The organism is Nocardia otitidiscaviarum, assembly GCF_007362295.1.
Lineage (GTDB): Bacteria > Actinomycetota > Actinomycetes > Mycobacteriales > Mycobacteriaceae > Nocardia > Nocardia otitidiscaviarum.
Window position 1 is genome coordinate 422,320 of sequence record NZ_CP041695.1, and the last position, 16,151, is coordinate 438,470.

A 16,151-nucleotide genomic window follows, 5' to 3' on the forward strand; every position below is an offset into this window, starting at 1 on the left:
TGTGCCGTTCGGGTTGTCGCATCGTCTGTATGGCCCGCTCGGGTCGCCGACCGTCACATGAGCGCGCCGCCGTCCACGCGGAGTTCGGTGCCCGTCATATAGCGGCCGTCCTCGGAGGCCACCATGGCCACCACGCCCGCGATGTCCTCGGGCTTGCCCAGCGCACCGCCCTCCAGCCAGCCGGGCAGTCGGGCCATCAGCGTCCAGTCCGCGTCGGCGGGAATGTCGAGGTTCGAGGTGATGGCGGTGCTGATGCCGCCGGGCACGATATTCACCGCGCGCAGCCCCTTTTTCGAGTACTCGAGCGCGATGGAGTGGGTGAGCGCGTTCACCCCGGCCTTGGACGCGGCGTACGCGGCCATGTACGGGGCCGCGCCGAATGCGCTGGTGGAGGAGAAGTTCACCACCACCCCGTGCTGTGATTCCAGCAGGTGCGGCAGGGCCGCCTGGATCATGAGGAAGGTGCCGGTGAGGTTCACGGTGAGTACCTGGTTCCAGGTCTCCAGGGGCAGTTCGTGGGTGTGCCCGCCGCGCATGATGCCCGCCGCGTTCACGAGTACGTCCAGGCCGCCGAGGAATTCGGCCGCCTCGGCCACGGCGGTGCGGGTGGACTCCTGATCGGCCACGTTCACCGTCCGGGTGCGCAGCCGATCGCGCTGGTCGGCGGGGGCGGCCTCGGCGGTGGAGGTCAGTCCGGTCTCGTTGATGTCGGCGGCGACCAGTTGCGCGCCCTCGGCCAGTAGTCGCAGGGCGATGCCCTGTCCGATGCCGGAGCCCGCTCCGGTGACGAGTACGCGACGGCCGTCGTATCTGCGATCCATCGCCCGAAATTAGAACAAGTTACAGGCGTGGTCAACGACGGATTGCCAGAGAATTTTCAGACTGGACTGTCGTTCAGTTCATTAGGCTGCATGGCGGTTCGAAAGTCGTTCCCGGGTCGGGACCTGATGGAGGATTGCATGCGAGTGTTCGGCGGGTGGACGCGTGTCCTGGCCGCGATCACGATGTCGGCGGGTGCGCTGCTGAGTGTTCCGGGAGCCCCGGCACAGGCGGCCGCGGCGGGCACCCCGATCGCGGCGGCGGCGCAGCCACCCGGATGGCGGGGGATGGCCAACGGGTACTCCGTCGACTACTGGACCACGCGCTCCAATGGCGAACCGGTGCAAGCCAGTGGGGCGCTGATCGTTCCGGAGGGCGTGCCACCCGCGGGCGGTTGGCCGATCATGGCCTACGACCACGGCACCTCCGGACTCGGACCCGGCTGCGGTGGGCAGAGCGCCGGGAGCCGATTCAGCCGGCCCAAGGAGGACGCGGTCCTCCAGTACTTCGTGAACAAGGGTTTCGCCGTGGTCGCGCCCGACTTCCTCGGCCTCGGCCGCTTCGACACCGGACCGCACCCGTACCTGGAACTGCGCACCGAGGCGACCGCCACCATCGATCTGGTGCGGGCGGCGCGCGAGATTCGCTCGGATCTGTCGCGGTCGTGGGCGGTCACCGGCTTCTCACAGGGCGGCCACGCGGCGCTGGGCACCGCGCACCTGCAATCGGCGCTGCTGCCGGACCTGGACTTCCGCGGCACCATCGCGGTCGATCCAGCCTCGGATATCGAGAAGGTCGCCCCGTTCGTCGGACCGTACGTGCCCGCGGTGCCGGGCCAGCTCGGCACCGCGGTCAACGGTTTCGTGGTGAGCATGTTCGCCGGACTGCGCGACACGCGTCCCGAACTCGATCTGAACAGCTACCTCACCCCGCGCGGCCGCCAGGTCCTCGATGACGCGAGCGGGCTCTGCTTCGACGGCATCATGAAGGTCGTGGACGGCATCTCGGTGGGTGAGATGCTGGCCCGACCGCTCGCCGACGAGCGCTTCCGCGCCGCCGTCACCGACTACATGGCGGTGCCGACCAGCGGCTACGACGCCCCGATCCTGTTGCTGCTCAACGCCACCGACAAGGTCGTCCCCTCCCCGCTGCACGCCGCCCTGGCCGCGCAGTTCACCGCCAACGGTGTCGACTACTCGACGGTCGTCGGCATGGGGGAGCACACCGAACTCAACCCGCAGATGTGGGCGGCCATCGAAGGCTTCGTGGCCCGCGTGCTGTCGACGCCGACGCTGCCGTAGGTCACCCGAGCTCGCGGTCCGGTCACCGCGCGGGCAGGTGCGGGCTCGGCGCGGCCGGGTTGATACGTTTGCTGGCGTGTCCGAGTCCGATATCGCCCGTGGTCGAGCCGCTCTGCTGGGTCCCGCCGAAGTGCGGGAGCTGGCCGAACGGCTCGGGGTGCGGCCGACCAAACAGCTCGGTCAGAACTTCGTGCACGATGCCAACACCATGCGGCGCATCGTGACCACGGCGGGGGTCGGTCCCGAGGATGTGGTGCTCGAGGTCGGGCCCGGACTCGGATCGCTGACCCTGGCCCTGCTCGATGTGGTCGATCGGGTGATCGCGGTGGAGATCGATCCGGTGCTCGCCCGCGCCCTGCCCGATACGGTGGCGGCGCGGGCGCCCGAGCTGTCCGACCGACTGACCGTGGTGCTCTCCGACGCCATGAAGGTCACCGCCGCCGACCTGCCCGCCGCCCCCACGGCGCTGGTGGCGAATCTGCCCTACAACGTCGCGGTCCCGGTGCTGTTGACGCTGATGGCCGAATTCCCCAGTATCCGAACCGCACTCGTCATGGTGCAGTTGGAGGTGGCCGAGCGTCTGGCCGCCGAACCCGGTGGTCGTGTCTACGGCGTCCCCAGCGTCAAGGCGGGCTTCTTCGGTCCGGTTCGCCGTGCCGGAACCGTCGGCCGCCAGATCTTCTGGCCGGTCCCGCAGGTCGAATCCGGTCTGGTCCGCATCGACCGCTTCACCGTCTCCCCCTGGCCGCAGGACGCCGAGTTCCGGCAGCGGGTCTACGCGGTCGTGGACGCGGCCTTCGCGCAGCGCCGCAAGACGCTGCGCGCCGCCCTGGCGGGCTGGGCGGGTTCCCCGGCCGAAGCCGAAAGACGCCTCGTCGCAGCGGGAATCGCGCCCACCGCACGCGGCGAAACGCTCGACACCGCCGCTTTCGTCCGCCTCGCCGAACAAGGCTGAGGCGCAATCATACGGGGCCGATCCGCCAATGCCTCGCGGCTGAGCCGTGACGCCCCCGAGGTTGGGTCGTGACGCATCGGGCCGCTGGGTCGTGACGCCTCGAGGCCGAGGCCGAACGCACGAACTCGGGGGCGGACCGCGCGGAGGTGGGCAGGACGCGCGGCGCTGAGAGGCAGTGCGGTCGGGCTGTGGCCGCCACGCAGCGCGCCGGGCTGGATGCCGCCGCGCTGGGGTGAGGCCGCCGCGCCGGGCTCGAGGCCGTCGCGCCGGGCGGGGCCGAGATCAGGGTCGAGTCAGCGGCGGCCGCACCGGTTTCAGGCCGAGACGGCCAGCCCCGCGACAATGGCCGCCGCGTCGGCGCCGTCGTGGTCGGCGCGGGTGGTGACGGTCAGCTGCACCAGATACCGGTCCTCGACGATGACGTAGCGGTTGTAGGCCCACAGGGTCATCGGCGCGACCACATAGGTGCCGGTGATCGCCGAGGACGGGAAGCCGTTGAACTCGCCGGTGTGGGTATCGAGCTCCTGCCACTCCGGCAGTCGCCGCGCATCGGTGAACCCGCACTCCAGCAGTTTGGACGAGTCCATCGGTTCGGAGAACTTCGCGACCAGCACCACGGCGTTGTCGGCCCAGCCGCCCTCCGGCGCGGTCGCCCACACCCCGTACGCGCCGGGGAACTGCGCCGGGTTCATCTGCTGCCACCCCTCCGGCACCGGAATCGAGATCTGCGGGGCGCCAGGGGCTTCGGGCGCGACGGACTCCACTTGCACACCCGCCGCGGCGAGGTATTCGGCAATGCTGGGCAGCCCATCGGGGCCGGTGGGGGTGCTCACGAGAGGTCCTCTCGGATCGACTACGGATGGCCGCAGGGGAGTCTGCCATGGACCGGCGCGCGACGATCGACGACCGGGTCGATCGGTGCCTCCGCTGGGGCGGGTACCGATCGACCCGGTCGATTCTCGTATCGCCGTGCCGCCTAGGCGAAGCGGCGCAGGCGCAGGCTGTTGCTGACCACGAAGACACTGGACAGCGCCATGGCGGCACCCGCGAGCATGGGGTTGAGCATGCCCGCGGCGGCCAGCGGGATGGCCGCGACGTTGTAGCCGAAGGCCCAGAACAGATTGCCCTTGATGGTGCCCAGGGTGGCCCGGGACAGCCGGATGGCCGCCGCCACGGTGCGCAGATCGCCGCGCACCAGCGTGATGTCGCTGGCCTCGATCGCCACATCGGTGCCGGTGCCCATGGCCAGACCGAGATCGGCCTGGGCGAGCGCGGCGGCGTCGTTGACGCCGTCGCCGACCATGGCGACGACCTTGCCCTCGTCCTGGAGTCGCTTGATCACGTCGAGCTTGTCGCTGGGCAGCACCTCGGCGATCACCTCGGTGATGCCGACTCGATCCGCCACCGTGCGTGCAGCGGCGGCATTGTCGCCGGTCAGCAACACCGGGGTGAGGCCGAGCGCCTTCAGATCCGCAATCGCCTCGGCGCTGGTGGATTTGATCGCGTCGGCGATCACCAGCACGCCGCGGGCGGTGCCGTCCCAGGCCACCACGACGGCGGTGTGCCCGGCGTCCTCGGCCTGGGACTTGGCCTGCGCCAACGACTCCGGCAGGGTGATCGACCAATCCTCGAGCAGCGCGGTGCGCCCGATCACCACCGCACGTTCACCGACGAGACCCTGCACACCCTTGCCGCCGTGGGAGACGAACTGCTCCACCGGCTCCAAGGTCAGGCCCGCGGCCGCCGCACCGTCCACCACGGCCGTAGCGACCGGGTGCTCGGAACCGTGCTCCACCGCCGCGGCCACCGCGAGCAGTTCGTCCGCGTCCTGCCCGGCGGCCGGGATCACCTGCGCCAGCGTCATCTTGCCGGTGGTCACGGTGCCGGTCTTGTCCAGCACCACGGTGTCGATACGCCGAGTGGACTCCAGCACCTGCGGGCCCTTGATCAGGATGCCCAGCTGCGCGCCGCGCCCGGTGCCGACCAGCAGCGCCGTCGGAGTGGCCAGGCCCAGGGCGCACGGGCAGGCGATGATCAGCACCGCCACGGCCGCGCCGAACGCGGCGGCGGTGGCCGTCCCGGTGCCGAGCCAGAAGCCCAGCGTCGCCACCGAAATGGCGATGACGATCGGCACGAAGACCCCGGCCACCCGGTCGGCGAGCCGCTGCACCTGCGCCTTGCCGTTCTGCGCGTCCTCCACCAGCTTGGCCATCTGCGCCAGCTGGGTGTCCGCGCCGACGCGGGTGGCGCGCACGGTCAGCATGCCGCCCGCGTTCACCGTCGCCCCGACCACCTCGTCGCCGGGCCCGACCTCGACCGGCACGGACTCACCGGTCAGCATGCTCATATCGAGGGCCGAACTGCCGCTCACCACCACGCCGTCGGTGGCGACCTTCTCTCCGGGACGGACGAGGAATTCCGCGCCGACCGTCAGATCGGCTACCGGGATGCGGGTTTCGACGCCGCCGCGCAGTACCGACACCTCCTTGGCGCCCATGTCGAGCAGGGCGCGCAGCGCCGATCCGGCCTTCTCCTTCGAGCGGGTCTCGAAGTACCGGCCCGCCAGAATGGCCACGATCAGCACGGCCGCGACCTCGAAGTACAGCGTCGAGGCCGAATCGGTGCGCGAAATGCTCAGGGTGAAGGGGTGTTTCATACCGGGCATGCCCGCGTCGCCGAAGAACAGCGCGTACACCGACCAGCTGAAGGCCGCGATGGTGCCCAGCGAGATCAGCGTGTCCATGGTGGCGGTGGCGTGCCGGGCGTTCACCCAGGCGGCGCGGTGGAACTGCGCGCCGCCCCACACCACGATGGGTGCGGTCAGCGTGAGCGAGAGCCACTGCCAGTTGTCGAACTGGAGCGCCGGGATCATGGACATCGCCACCACCGGCAGTGCGAGCGCCAGGCTCACCAGCAGCCGGTGGCGTAGCTCCGCGGTGGCGCTGGGGCGAGAATCATCCTCGGCCGCTTCGGTTCTCGCCGGTTCGGTGGTGTGCACGGCCGCGGTGTAACCGGCCTCGGTGACCTGCTCGATGAGGTCGTCGGCGGTCACCGACTGGGGGAAGCTGACCTTCGCCTTCTCGGTGGCGTAGTTCACCGACGCGGTGACGCCCTCGAGCTTGTTGAGCCGCTTCTCGATGCGGGAGGCGCACGAGGCGCAGGTCATACCGCCGATCTCGAGTTCGACGGACCGCTCGGTAGTGGGTGCGCTCATCAGTGACCTCCTTCGTGTGCTCCGTGCCCCACCGGATCGACCGGTGCGGGGGCGGTAGTAGCGGTAATGGTGAATTCGGCGGTGTGCACCGCGTTGCCGTGCGAGAAGTCCAGGTACAGACGGTAATCCCCGGCTGTCGGCGCTTCCGCGTGGAATGCCACCTCCGGTCCGGCCGGTGTCTTGCCGACCTCACCCTGCGGATGGACGTGCAGGTAGGCGAGGTCGCTGGCCCGCAACGCCACCAGATGCGCGTACGCGCCCAGATAGGGCCGCAGATCGGTGACCGGCTTGCCGTCCCGGGTGACGGTGAAGCTCAGCTGGCTTCCGGTGGTGGTCAGCTCACCGGTGAGGGTGACCCGGTACCCGTCCACCTCGGCGGTGCGCGACGGCGGCGGCAGGGGCTGGAGTGCGGCCTGCCCGGTGACGGTGACGGTCCGGCTCAGGGTGAGCCCACCCGGCCCGCCGGTCGGCGCGAAATCGGCGAACACCCGGTAGGTGCCCGGTTCCTTCCAGGTCCAGTCGATGGACCAGGTGCCGTCCGCGGCCAGTTCCGGATGCACGTGCCGGAACTGGCCCGCGTCGGTGCGGGCCACGATCAGGTGCAGGTCCTTTTCGTGCTGTTCGTCGTAGGCGGTGACGGTTCCGGACGGTCCGGTGATCCGGAAGCTCAGTACGCCGGGTTGATTCGCCGTGGTCGGAGCGCTGATCTCACCGAGGGTGTAGCCGGATTCGCTGTCGGCCAGGCCCAGGGAGCCGGCATCGGCCGCCTGGCTCTGCGCGGTGTCGTGCCCGGGGGCCGGGCTCGGGTCGCCCACCAGGGCGCCGATCCCGAGCGCGGCCCCGAACAGCACGACCAGTCCGCCGCCGAACGCGGCGAATCTCAGTCGATCGTTCATCTCAGCCCGCCACCTGGTAACCCGCCTCGTCGACGGCGGCCACGACGTCGGCGTCCGCGAGGGGAGTGTTCGACTCCACCTTCACCAGACCGCTCGCGAGGTCCACGTCGACAGTGGTGACGCCATCGATCTTGCCGATCTCCTTCTGGACCGAACCGACGCAGTGGCCGCAGGTCATCCCGGTGACGGTGTAGGTGCTGGTGGCCATGTCAGACTCCTTCTCGCGTTCATCATACGGTGTGGGGGTATCCCCAACACCGATGAACATACCCCCAAGGGGTACCCGACGCAAGGCTCGTCGGCGGAAATCTCAGCGCGCGATCTCCTCGGGCCAGGCGCGCATGGCCAGTTCCGCGGCTTTGTCCAGTTCGGCGGCGGTCGCGCCGTCCCGGGCGCTCTGGGACATGCCCTGCAAGACCGCCGCCGTGTACCGCGCGAGCGCGGCGGGATCGGTGTCCCCAGGCAGTATTCCGGCCGTGACATCGGCCCGGATGCGTTCCTCGAGCATGGCCACGTTGTGGTTGCGCTTATCCCGGAGCAGTGCGGCGATCTCGCTGTTGGTGGTGTTTGCCCCGGCGCTGATCACCATGCATCCGGCCGGGCGACCGGGTTCGGTGTAGGCCGCCGCGGCCTCGCGCAGCAGGCGTTCGGCGGCGCCGCGCGCCGTGGGCGCTTCGGCGAAGGCGCGCATGGCGAATCCGCCGTAGCGTTCGCCGAAGCAGTGCACCGCCTCGGTGAACAGCTGCTGCTTGTCGCCGAAGGCGGCGTACAGGCTGGGTGCGCCGATGCCGAGCTCCTCGGTGAGGTCGCGGGTGGAGGTGGCCTCGTACCCCTTGCGCCAGAACAGGCGAATCGCCTTGTCCAGTGCGGCGTCTCGATCGAAGGAGCGGGGACGTCCCCGCGTCGGTGCGGCCATGAACCTATTTTATAGCGCTCGCTATTCAATGTGTTATCTTCTTTCTGTAGCGACTGCTAGAGAAAGGCATGCACATGGGCGCACTGACAGGGAAGACCGCACTGGTGACCGGCGGCAGCCGCGGCATCGGCCGCGGTATCGCGGAACGACTCGGCCGCGACGGGGCACGGGTCGCGGTGCACTACAACCGCGACGTGGCCGCCGCGAAGGAGACCGTGGCCGCCATCGAGTCGGCGGGCGGTTCGGCCTTCGCCATTCAGGCCGCGCTCGGGGTGCCCGGAGACGCGCGCACCCTGTTCGACGCCTTCGACGCACAGGCGGACGGGCTCGACATCCTGGTCAACAACGCGGGCATCGACGGCATCCGGGAACCCATCGGGGGTACCGACGAGCAGTCCTTCGACCGCGTGTTCGCCGTCAACACCAAGGCCCCGTTCTTCATCACGCGAGCCGCCCTGGAACGCATGCGCGACGGCGGCCGCATCGTCAATATCTCCACCGGGCTCACGCACGGCGCGCACATGCCCGAGTTGATCGCCTACACCATGACCAAGGGTGCGCTGGACGCGTTCACCGCCATCCTCGCCAAGGAGGTCGGGCCGCGCGGCATCACCGTCAACGCGGTCGCGCCGGGCGTCGTCGACACCGATATGAACGCCGGTTGGCTGCGCAACGACGAGGCGCAGGCGACCGTGGCGGCCATGTCGCCGCTGCGCCGGGTCGGGCAGGCCGCGGATATCGCCGATGTGGTCGGCTTCCTGGCCTCGGCCGACTCCCGCTGGGTGACCGGCCAGTGGATCGACGCCACCGGTGGCGCGCTGCTGTAGTGCGAAGGCCCCGGATCGGCCGGTGGGTGGTACTTCCGCCGATCCGGTGACGGCGGCACGGTGCGTCGGCGCGATCTCCGGCGGGCTGTGCCGCCGTTCGTTATCGGCGCCCGGTGCGCACTAGGCTTGGCCCGTGCTGTCTGTTGTACCCGGTCCCGTGGTCGTGCGCGCCCCGTCGAAGGTGAATCTGCACCTCGGGGTGGGCGATCTGCGCGACGACGGATACCACGACCTCACCACGGTTTTCCAGGCGCTGTCGCTGAGCGACGATGTGCGCCTGGCTCCGGCGGGCTCGCTGGCGGTGAAGGTGACGGGGGAGGGCGCGGCCGAGGTACCGACCGACCGCACCAATCTGGTGTGGAAGGCGGCGGTCCGGCTGGCACATCTGGACGGCCGTGCGCCGCTGGTGGAAATCGCCATCGACAAGGGCATTCCGGTCGCGGGCGGGATGGCCGGGGGCAGCGCCGACGCCGCGGCCGCGCTGGTGGGCCTCAACGACCTGTGGGAGCTGGGACTCGGCCGCGAACAGCTGCTGGACATCGCCGCGGAACTGGGCAGCGATGTGCCGTTCGCGCTGCACGGCGGCACCGCCCTGGGCCGCGGGCGCGGCGAGAAGCTGCTTCCGGTGCTGTCCCGCAACAGCTTTCACTGGGTGCTGGCACTGGCCAAGGGCGGCCTGTCGACACCCGCGGTCTTCCGTGAGCTGGACCGGCTGCGCGAGGTCGGCGACCCGCCCCGTCTGGACAGCCCCGAGGCGCTGCTGCAGGCATTGGCCTCCGGCGATCCGCATCAACTCGCACCGCTGCTCGGCAACGACCTACAGGCCGCGGCGCTGTCGCTGAAACCGGAGCTACGCCGGACCCTGCGCGGTGGCGTGGCTGCGGGCGCGCTCGCGGGCATCGTCTCCGGCTCCGGCCCGACCTGCGCCTTCCTCTGCGAGAGCGAGGAGGTCGCGGTGGCGGTCGCCGCCGAACTCTCGGGCGCGGGCGTGTGCCGCAGCGTCCGCACCGCCACCGGCCCGGTGCCCGGCGCGCGCGTCATCGGCGACGCGGCGGGCCGAGGCTGATCGCCGGCTGCCGAACCACGGACCGCAGCCGCACGGCCCGGTCTCGGTACGCTGGCTGACGGCAAACGCCACCTCTCGGCACACAGCGCCGTACGACCCAGAAGGATTCATGGTTAACCTGATCAACTTGGAACAGGTCGGCAAGAGCTTCGGCATCAAGCCGCTGCTCGACGATGTCTCGCTCGGTATCCACGAGGGGGACCGGATCGGGGTCGTCGGCCTGAACGGCGGGGGTAAGACCACCCTGCTGGAGGTGCTGACCGGGATCGAGGAGCCCGACAAAGGCCGGGTGAGCCGCATGGGCGGGCTGCGCATGGCGGTGGTCACGCAGCGCGGTGTGCTGCCGGATGGGGCGACGGTCGGCGAGGTGGTGCTGGCGGGCTTGGCCGAGGATCAGCTGGCGGCGGGTGGGTCCGACGGGGTGGCCGAACACGAGTGGGCGTCCGATCCGCGGATTCGCTCGGTGGTCGAGGGCATCGGCATCGCCGACCTGGGCATGGACACGCTCGTCACGAACCTCTCCGGCGGCGAACGCCGCCGGGTCGCGCTGGCCGCCGCGCTGGTGCGCGATCTCGATCTGCTGGTGCTGGACGAGCCCACCAACCACCTCGACGTGGAGGGCGTGCAGTGGCTGGCCCGGCATCTGCTGGCCCGGCGCAGCGCGCTCGTGGTCGTCACCCACGACCGCTGGTTCCTCGACACCGTCGCCACCCGCACCTGGGAGGTGGTGGGCGGCAAGGTGGAGACCTACGAGGGCGGCTACAACGACTGGATCTTCGCGCGCGCCGAACGGGCCCGGCAGGCCGACGCCGCCGAGGCGCGGCGGCAGAATCTGGCCCGCAAGGAACTGGCGTGGCTGCGGCGCGGCCCGCAGGCGCGCACCTCCAAACCGCGCTACCGGGTGGAGGCCGCCGAGGCGCTGATCGCCGATGTGCCGCCGCCGCGCGACACCGTCGAACTGGCCTCCTTCGCGCGTAAACGCCTGGGCCGCGTCGTGATCGAACTCGAGGACGTCACCCTCGCCACACCCGACGATCGGGAGCTGGTGCGCGATCTGACCTGGCGGCTCGCGCCCGGCGAGCGGGTGGGCCTGGTCGGCGTGAACGGCTCCGGCAAGACCACGCTGCTGCGCGCCCTGGCCGGTGACGCGGACCCGAAGGCGGGTAAGCGGATTCAGGGGCAGACCGTCCGCATCGGCTGGCTGCGCCAGGAACTCGACGACCTGCCGCTGGATATGCGGGTGCTGGAGGCGGTTCAGGATGTCGCGCAGCGAATGATGCTGGGTGACAAGGAGATCTCGGCCGGTCAGCTGGCCGAGCGGCTGGGCTTCACCCCGGCCAAACAGCGCACCCCGGTCGGCGACCTCTCCGGCGGTGAGCGGCGTCGATTGCAGCTCACCCGCATTCTGATGAGCGAACCGAATGTGCTGCTGCTCGACGAGCCCACCAACGACCTCGATATCGACACCCTCCAGCAGTTGGAGGACCTGCTCGACAACTGGCCGGGCACCCTGGTGGTGATCTCCCACGACCGGTACCTGATCGAGCGCATCTGCGATTCCACCTGGGCGCTGTTCGGCGACGGCAAGCTCACCAATCTGCCCGGCGGCATCGAGGAGTACCTGCGCAAGCGCGCCGCCTCTACCGAGGCCAGGAACACCCCCGCCAAACCCACCGCTCAGGCGAATACCACGGCTCCCACCACGGATTCGGCCGCCTACCGCGCCGCCCGCAAGGAACTCGCCAAACTGGAACGTTCCATCGAGAAGCTCACCGAACGCGAGCAGAAGTTGCACACCGCCCTCGCCGAGGCGGCCACCGACCCGGACAAGCTCATCTCCCTCGGCGGCGAGCTGAAGCAGGTGCAGGCGGAGAAGGACGCGGCGGAGGAACGCTGGCTGGAGCTGGCCGACAACGCCTGAGCCAGCCGATCACCCCGCCTGAGGCAGCCGATCACACGTCCCCCGGCCGTTCATCGGTGGCGACCGCGGGCGGTGGCCTTCGAGCATCTGCCAGATACCGGCAGCCGCTTGGCAATGTCGCCGTGGGCCGCTCCGGTCGGCCGCTGCCGCGAACGACGGTGGGGTGGCGGCGGAACCGTGGCGGGCTTTCGGTGGCGACCTACAGCGCCTGGTCCAGGCTGGGGATCGGGAGGCAGGTGCGCACGAAGCCGCCGCCGAAGCTGGTGAGCTCGATGGTGCGGTAGAGCACCTTGGTTCCGAAACCGGTCCGCTTCAGCAGCTTTCGCGCCTCGGGTAGGGCCTCCAGCAGCTGGTACCGGTTGGGGTTGCCGAGCGGTTCGCGGCCCAGGTCGATCAGGCCCAGGCGGCGCAGATTGGTGAGGTATTCGTCGGTGCGGTTGGGGTAGCGCAGGCCCGCGTCCTCACCGAGCAGGTTGAACCAGCCGCCGCGGGTGCCGGCGGTGCGGCTGACGCGGATGTCCATGGCGGGCTGCGGCCCGTCCAGGTAGAGGAATCGAACTATCCGGGCCTCGTCGGGGGCCAGCTCACCGAGAATGCGGGCGTAGGCGGGATGGCTCTCCTCGGCCCCGTGCAGGTCGGCCGATTGCCGTAGGAGTTCGGCTCCGCGCGCCCGCAGGGCGGTCACCGTGGCGGTATCGGGCACCGGCTCCGGCCCGGGCGTGGGATGCACCCCGAGCGCCTGCCGTAGCGAATCCCGCACCTGCGCACCGGCTTCGGTCAGGATCGTGCGGGGCGGGTGCCCGGACATGCTGCCGCGCAGCACGGTTCCGGTGACGCCGAGCGCGGTGCCGACGCCCCAGGCGGTCACCTCCGTCAGCGCCGACCACGCCACCCGCACGACGCCGGTGGTGGTGCGCACGGTGCTGGTGCGCTCGGGTTCGGGCACGACCGGTACCGGAGGTGTCGGTCGTACGGCGAGTTCGGTCGAGTACTCCCGATCGTCGCCGTCCGCATCGGATTCGCTCAGATCCATGTGGTCGCTACTCCTGTTCCGAAGACCAGGATGTGAGCGTAGCCCGCGAGCAGCCCGAGCGCGCCGCCATGGACGAACAAAAGCCATTCGTCTTGTTTGATGGCCGATCGCAGCATGTCCACGAACTCGGGCGGGCTCAGCGCCGACATTTGTTTGGCGATGTACTCCGAGACCTGTTTGCCCTGTTGCACATTGAACGACGGGTCGGCGAAGGCGATGGGCGCGATGCGCGTGGCCTCGGCGGTGAGGGTCGACTGGAGGGTGTCGTACTCGCGACTGCCGAGCATGAACTTGACCGCGCCCTTGGCCGGACCGAGCGCCCGGTCGGCGGCCGGGCGCAGCATGTCCTCCAGCATCTGCACGGTCCGGTCCGAGCGCGGGCCGTTGAGCAGCTCGTCACCGATATTGGCCACGGTCATGATCTCCCGCGATACCAATTCCGCATAACCCTCGGTGATTTCGGGCTGTCGCTTGATCAGCAGCCCCTGCCGCCACGGGCACCACCACTTCGGGTAGGCGGGTTCGAAGATCAGGTTGATGCCCACCCAGTTCACCACCCAGCCGATGATGACGCCGCCGATGGGGAGCACCACCCAGGTGTTCAGCCAGCCGATCTCGTAGATCCGGCCGGTCTGCAGGATGGCGACCAGCACCAGGCCCATGGGTGCGCCGAAGTAGAAGCCGAAATTCTGCATGAACCGCAGTTCCTTGGCGCCCAGCACCTGGAAAACGCTGTTCAGCAACTGCGGCCGCGCTTGGAAGTAGCGAATCACCATCTGCTTGACATCGAGCAGTTGATCGATGTTGGCGCCGAGTTCATCGGTGAGCTCCCGCAGAATCTCGGGCAGCTGCTGCCGGACGCGTTCGTGAATCAGCTCCCGAACCTGCGTGGGCAGGTTGTACCAGAGTTGCGGATGTTCCCGCTTCAAGATCTCTTCAACGATGTCGCGGATCTGAACTTCCGCTATTTCGGTCAGATGTTCAGCCAGTTTGTCGGGTTCCAGTTCCCGATAGAAGTCCGCGACGCTCCCGAGTTTGGCCAACCCCTTGTCCACAGCGATGGACGCCATCTTGTCCGCACGTGACGGAACGATCCCCTGCCAGCCCATCCGCCCGTCGTACTGCAGCAGCGGCAGCACCTGAATTCGCTTGGGCAGGTACGGAAACAACGCCGCCAACCCCGGCATCCGGATGCCGTGGAAGTTGAGCGGTTTGAACAGCATCAGCACACCGGTCCAGTTGGTGATGTAGCCGATGACCCCCGTGAACAACGGAATAGTAATGATCTCCAGCAGAATGGTCGGGTGGATTCCGAAAACACTCTCTAGCACGACACCCTCCTGCCGACCCCTACCGGTACGAGCCGCTGTACCGGCACGCTCAAGTTAGCACCCCGTCGGCAGTCGGACCTTACTGTCGATTCAGGTAGCCGGTCCACTCGCGGTTCGCGCGCTCCGAGATCTCGGTCACAAAGACCCACCCCGATGTGTCGTCGCGCGGACACTGCCGCCACAATGGCGGGGACCACAGCCATATCCCATTCGGTTGACGGTGTCGGGGGTCATGTTGGGCGGGTGTCGCCGGGCGAGGACGGGGTAGCCTTCGCATGGCTGACCGGTTCACCGTGCCTGGGGTCTGTCGGCGGCATAATCTGTGAACGGTTTCGTTCACCTGGCGAACTTCGGAGTAGACGTGGCAGACGACAGGACCGGGCACGCGGTGGTCCGTCCGGGTTCCCGTGCCGTGGAGCGCAGCTCGGATGTGGAGCAGCGGCAGATCAGCAATGAGGCGCGGCTGATCCGCGGGGCGTTCCGGGCCGCCGGGCTCGCCGTCGGCACCGCGGTGCGCAGCGGGCAGTGGGCGGTCGACACCTCGTTCGAGATCACCAAGCAGCTCACCCAGGCCGCGTTGGACGGCGAGTCGTCGGCCGATATCGCCGAACGGACCGGGGCGGCGCTGCGGTCCATCGCGCGCAGCGCGCTCGGCGTCACCGAGGGGTCGGTGCGCGAGATCGTCAGCTATGTGCCCACACCCGTGGGCCCGGCGCAGCAGGCGCTGCCGGTCAACGGCAGCCTCATCCGCTCGGCCAGCGCGGAGGATCTGCGCCGCCGCGGCGACGCGCTGCTGGCGCGCTCGGCGGATGTGTACTTCACCGAGGACGTGCATCCGGCCTACGACCGCATCCTCGACGAGCTGGCCCCCGACGAGGCGCGCATTCTGCGGTTCATGGCCTTGAACGGCCCGCAGCCGTCGGTGGACGTGCGCACCAACCGGCCGCTCGGCATCGGTTCGGAGCTGGTCGCGGGCGATCTGACCTCGGTGCCCGAGCAGGCGGGCGTGCGCTATCCGGACCGGTCGCGCCTCTATCTGATCAACCTGAACCGGCTGGGCCTGACCATGACCTCCGACGATCCGGTGGTGCTGAGCCGCTACATGGTGCTCGAGGTGCAGCCGGTGGTGGAAGCGGCCCTGAAGCAGGCCGGTCGGGTGCCCAAGATCGTGCGGAAGAGTCTGCGGCTGACCGAGTTCGGCGAGGACTTCTGCCACACCTGCTTCAGCATCGACTCGTGACCGCCGATCCGGCATTCGATACCGCTGGGATGCCGGGGCGATAGCGAATCGGTACAGATCTGCGCCAATCGGCGAGAATCCCGTATCCCTGATGGGATTGTGGGAGGTATGGACGCCGATGCCGTCGCCGCGATCAGCCGGCTGAAGTTCCGCTACCTGCGCGCCCTGGACACCAAGGCGTGGGACGAGTTCGCCGACACCATGGTCCCGGAGGCGACCGCCACCTACAGCGAGTATCTGCAATTCGAGTCCCGCGACGCCTTCCTCGCCTTCATGCGGAACACGCTCGGACCACACGTCATCACCGAACACCGCTGCGACCACCCGGAGATCGACGTCGACGGCGATACCGCCACCGGCACCTGGTACCTGGCCGACACGGTGCTCATTCCCGGCCACAATATGCTGCTACGCGGGGCGGCCTTCTACACCGACAAGTACGTGAAGTGCGAGGACGGGGTCTGGCGGATCGCGCACACCGGCTACGAACGCACCTACGAGGTGGTGCTGTCGCTGTCCGATCTGCCCAGCCTGCGACTCACCTCCAGCCGCTGGGGGCTCATCGCCCGCGAACCCGCGGATGCCAACCGTACCGAGCCGAGTCCGCCCGAGGCCACCATGGGCTGAGCGGC

Annotated in this window: 15 protein-coding genes; 7 read left to right on the plus strand and 8 right to left on the minus strand. The window is 69.2% G+C overall.

What is annotated here, in order from left to right:
• Window positions 1–53: 53 nt before the first annotated feature.
• Window positions 54–821 carry an SDR family NAD(P)-dependent oxidoreductase gene (locus FOH10_RS01675; protein ID WP_143979357.1) on the minus strand — a complete coding sequence of 256 codons (768 nt, stop codon included), beginning with the start codon at window positions 819–821 and terminating at the stop codon, window positions 54–56.
• Between the two features lie 138 nt (window positions 822–959).
• Here FOH10_RS01675 and FOH10_RS01680 point away from each other — a divergent pair, with 138 nt between their 5' ends.
• Complete coding sequence (locus tag FOH10_RS01680) at window positions 960–2,120, plus strand: alpha/beta fold hydrolase (protein WP_143979358.1); 1,161 nt, start codon at window positions 960–962, stop codon at window positions 2,118–2,120.
• 76 nt (window positions 2,121–2,196) lie between these two features.
• Window positions 2,197–3,075 carry a 16S rRNA (adenine(1518)-N(6)/adenine(1519)-N(6))-dimethyltransferase RsmA gene (rsmA, locus tag FOH10_RS01685; RefSeq protein ID WP_039817110.1) on the plus strand — a complete coding sequence of 293 codons (879 nt, stop codon included), beginning with the start codon at window positions 2,197–2,199 and terminating at the stop codon, window positions 3,073–3,075.
• A 314-nt stretch (window positions 3,076–3,389) separates the two neighbouring features.
• On the opposite strand, the gene FOH10_RS01690 is transcribed toward rsmA, so the two are convergent.
• The 5 genes from FOH10_RS01690 to FOH10_RS01710 form a co-directional block, all read right to left on the minus strand.
• Window positions 3,390–3,908, minus strand: a complete 519-nt coding sequence (locus FOH10_RS01690) for an LpqN/LpqT family lipoprotein (RefSeq protein ID WP_186000681.1) — start codon at window positions 3,906–3,908, stop codon at window positions 3,390–3,392.
• Window positions 3,909–4,051: 143 nt separating this feature from the next.
• The gene (locus FOH10_RS01695) at window positions 4,052–6,289 is read right to left on the minus strand and encodes a heavy metal translocating P-type ATPase (protein WP_143979359.1); all 2,238 of its coding nucleotides are present in this window, start codon (window positions 6,287–6,289) and stop codon (window positions 4,052–4,054) included.
• The gene (locus FOH10_RS01700; protein WP_143979360.1) at window positions 6,289–7,185 is read right to left on the minus strand and encodes a hypothetical protein; all 897 of its coding nucleotides are present in this window, start codon (window positions 7,183–7,185) and stop codon (window positions 6,289–6,291) included. Before FOH10_RS01700 ends, FOH10_RS01695 begins: the two co-directional genes overlap by 1 nt.
• 1 nt (window position 7,186) lies before the next feature.
• Window positions 7,187–7,393, minus strand: coding sequence for a heavy-metal-associated domain-containing protein (locus tag FOH10_RS01705; protein WP_143979361.1), 207 nt, complete (start codon window positions 7,391–7,393; stop codon window positions 7,187–7,189).
• Between the two features lie 102 nt (window positions 7,394–7,495).
• Window positions 7,496–8,101: a TetR/AcrR family transcriptional regulator gene (locus FOH10_RS01710; protein ID WP_039817106.1), complete on the minus strand. Its 606-nt coding sequence runs from the start codon at window positions 8,099–8,101 to the stop codon at window positions 7,496–7,498.
• 74 nt (window positions 8,102–8,175) lie between these two features.
• On the opposite strand from FOH10_RS01710, the gene FOH10_RS01715 reads away from it, so the two are divergent.
• The 3 genes from FOH10_RS01715 (at window position 8,176) to FOH10_RS01725 (ending at window position 11,915) form a co-directional block, all read left to right on the plus strand.
• Window positions 8,176–8,928, plus strand: coding sequence for an SDR family oxidoreductase (locus FOH10_RS01715; RefSeq protein ID WP_143979362.1), 753 nt, complete (start codon window positions 8,176–8,178; stop codon window positions 8,926–8,928).
• 133 nt (window positions 8,929–9,061) lie between these two features.
• Window positions 9,062–9,994, plus strand: coding sequence for a 4-(cytidine 5'-diphospho)-2-C-methyl-D-erythritol kinase (locus FOH10_RS01720; RefSeq protein WP_143979363.1), 933 nt, complete (start codon window positions 9,062–9,064; stop codon window positions 9,992–9,994).
• Window positions 9,995–10,103: 109 nt separating this feature from the next.
• The gene (locus FOH10_RS01725) at window positions 10,104–11,915 is read left to right on the plus strand and encodes an ABC-F family ATP-binding cassette domain-containing protein (RefSeq protein WP_143979364.1); all 1,812 of its coding nucleotides are present in this window, start codon (window positions 10,104–10,106) and stop codon (window positions 11,913–11,915) included.
• Window positions 11,916–12,114: 199 nt separating this feature from the next.
• Here FOH10_RS01725 and FOH10_RS01730 read toward each other — a convergent pair whose 3' ends face one another.
• Window positions 12,115–12,948 carry an Abi-alpha family protein gene (locus tag FOH10_RS01730; protein ID WP_081592702.1) on the minus strand — a complete coding sequence of 278 codons (834 nt, stop codon included), beginning with the start codon at window positions 12,946–12,948 and terminating at the stop codon, window positions 12,115–12,117.
• The gene (locus FOH10_RS01735) at window positions 12,939–14,279 is read right to left on the minus strand and encodes a DUF445 domain-containing protein (protein ID WP_143979365.1); all 1,341 of its coding nucleotides are present in this window, start codon (window positions 14,277–14,279) and stop codon (window positions 12,939–12,941) included. The genes FOH10_RS01730 and FOH10_RS01735 overlap by 10 nt, the downstream gene beginning before the upstream one ends.
• A gap of 361 nt (window positions 14,280–14,640) precedes the next feature.
• Here FOH10_RS01735 and FOH10_RS01740 point away from each other — a divergent pair, with 361 nt between their 5' ends.
• Entirely contained in the window at window positions 14,641–15,519 is an 879-nt protein-coding gene (locus tag FOH10_RS01740) for an Abi-alpha family protein (RefSeq protein WP_081592701.1), read from the plus strand.
• 108 nt (window positions 15,520–15,627) lie between these two features.
• Window positions 15,628–16,146, plus strand: coding sequence for a nuclear transport factor 2 family protein (locus FOH10_RS01745; RefSeq protein WP_143979366.1), 519 nt, complete (start codon window positions 15,628–15,630; stop codon window positions 16,144–16,146).
• Window positions 16,147–16,151: the final 5 nt, after the last annotated feature.

Coding starts and splice junctions, on each gene's coding strand:
- FOH10_RS01675 (WP_143979357.1), bottom strand. CDS start 821: ATGGATCGCAGATACGACGGCCGTCGCGTACTCGTCACCGGAGCGGGC.
- FOH10_RS01680 (WP_143979358.1), top strand. CDS start 960: ATGCGAGTGTTCGGCGGGTGGACGCGTGTCCTGGCCGCGATCACGATG.
- FOH10_RS01695 (WP_143979359.1), bottom strand. CDS start 6,289: ATGAGCGCACCCACTACCGAGCGGTCCGTCGAACTCGAGATCGGCGGT.
- FOH10_RS01700 (WP_143979360.1), bottom strand. CDS start 7,185: ATGAACGATCGACTGAGATTCGCCGCGTTCGGCGGCGGACTGGTCGTG.
- FOH10_RS01705 (WP_143979361.1), bottom strand. CDS start 7,393: ATGGCCACCAGCACCTACACCGTCACCGGGATGACCTGCGGCCACTGC.
- FOH10_RS01710 (WP_039817106.1), bottom strand. CDS start 8,101: ATGGCCGCACCGACGCGGGGACGTCCCCGCTCCTTCGATCGAGACGCC.
- FOH10_RS01715 (WP_143979362.1), top strand. CDS start 8,176: ATGGGCGCACTGACAGGGAAGACCGCACTGGTGACCGGCGGCAGCCGC.
- FOH10_RS01725 (WP_143979364.1), top strand. CDS start 10,104: ATGGTTAACCTGATCAACTTGGAACAGGTCGGCAAGAGCTTCGGCATC.
- FOH10_RS01730 (WP_081592702.1), bottom strand. CDS start 12,948: ATGGATCTGAGCGAATCCGATGCGGACGGCGACGATCGGGAGTACTCG.
- FOH10_RS01745 (WP_143979366.1), top strand. CDS start 15,628: ATGGACGCCGATGCCGTCGCCGCGATCAGCCGGCTGAAGTTCCGCTAC.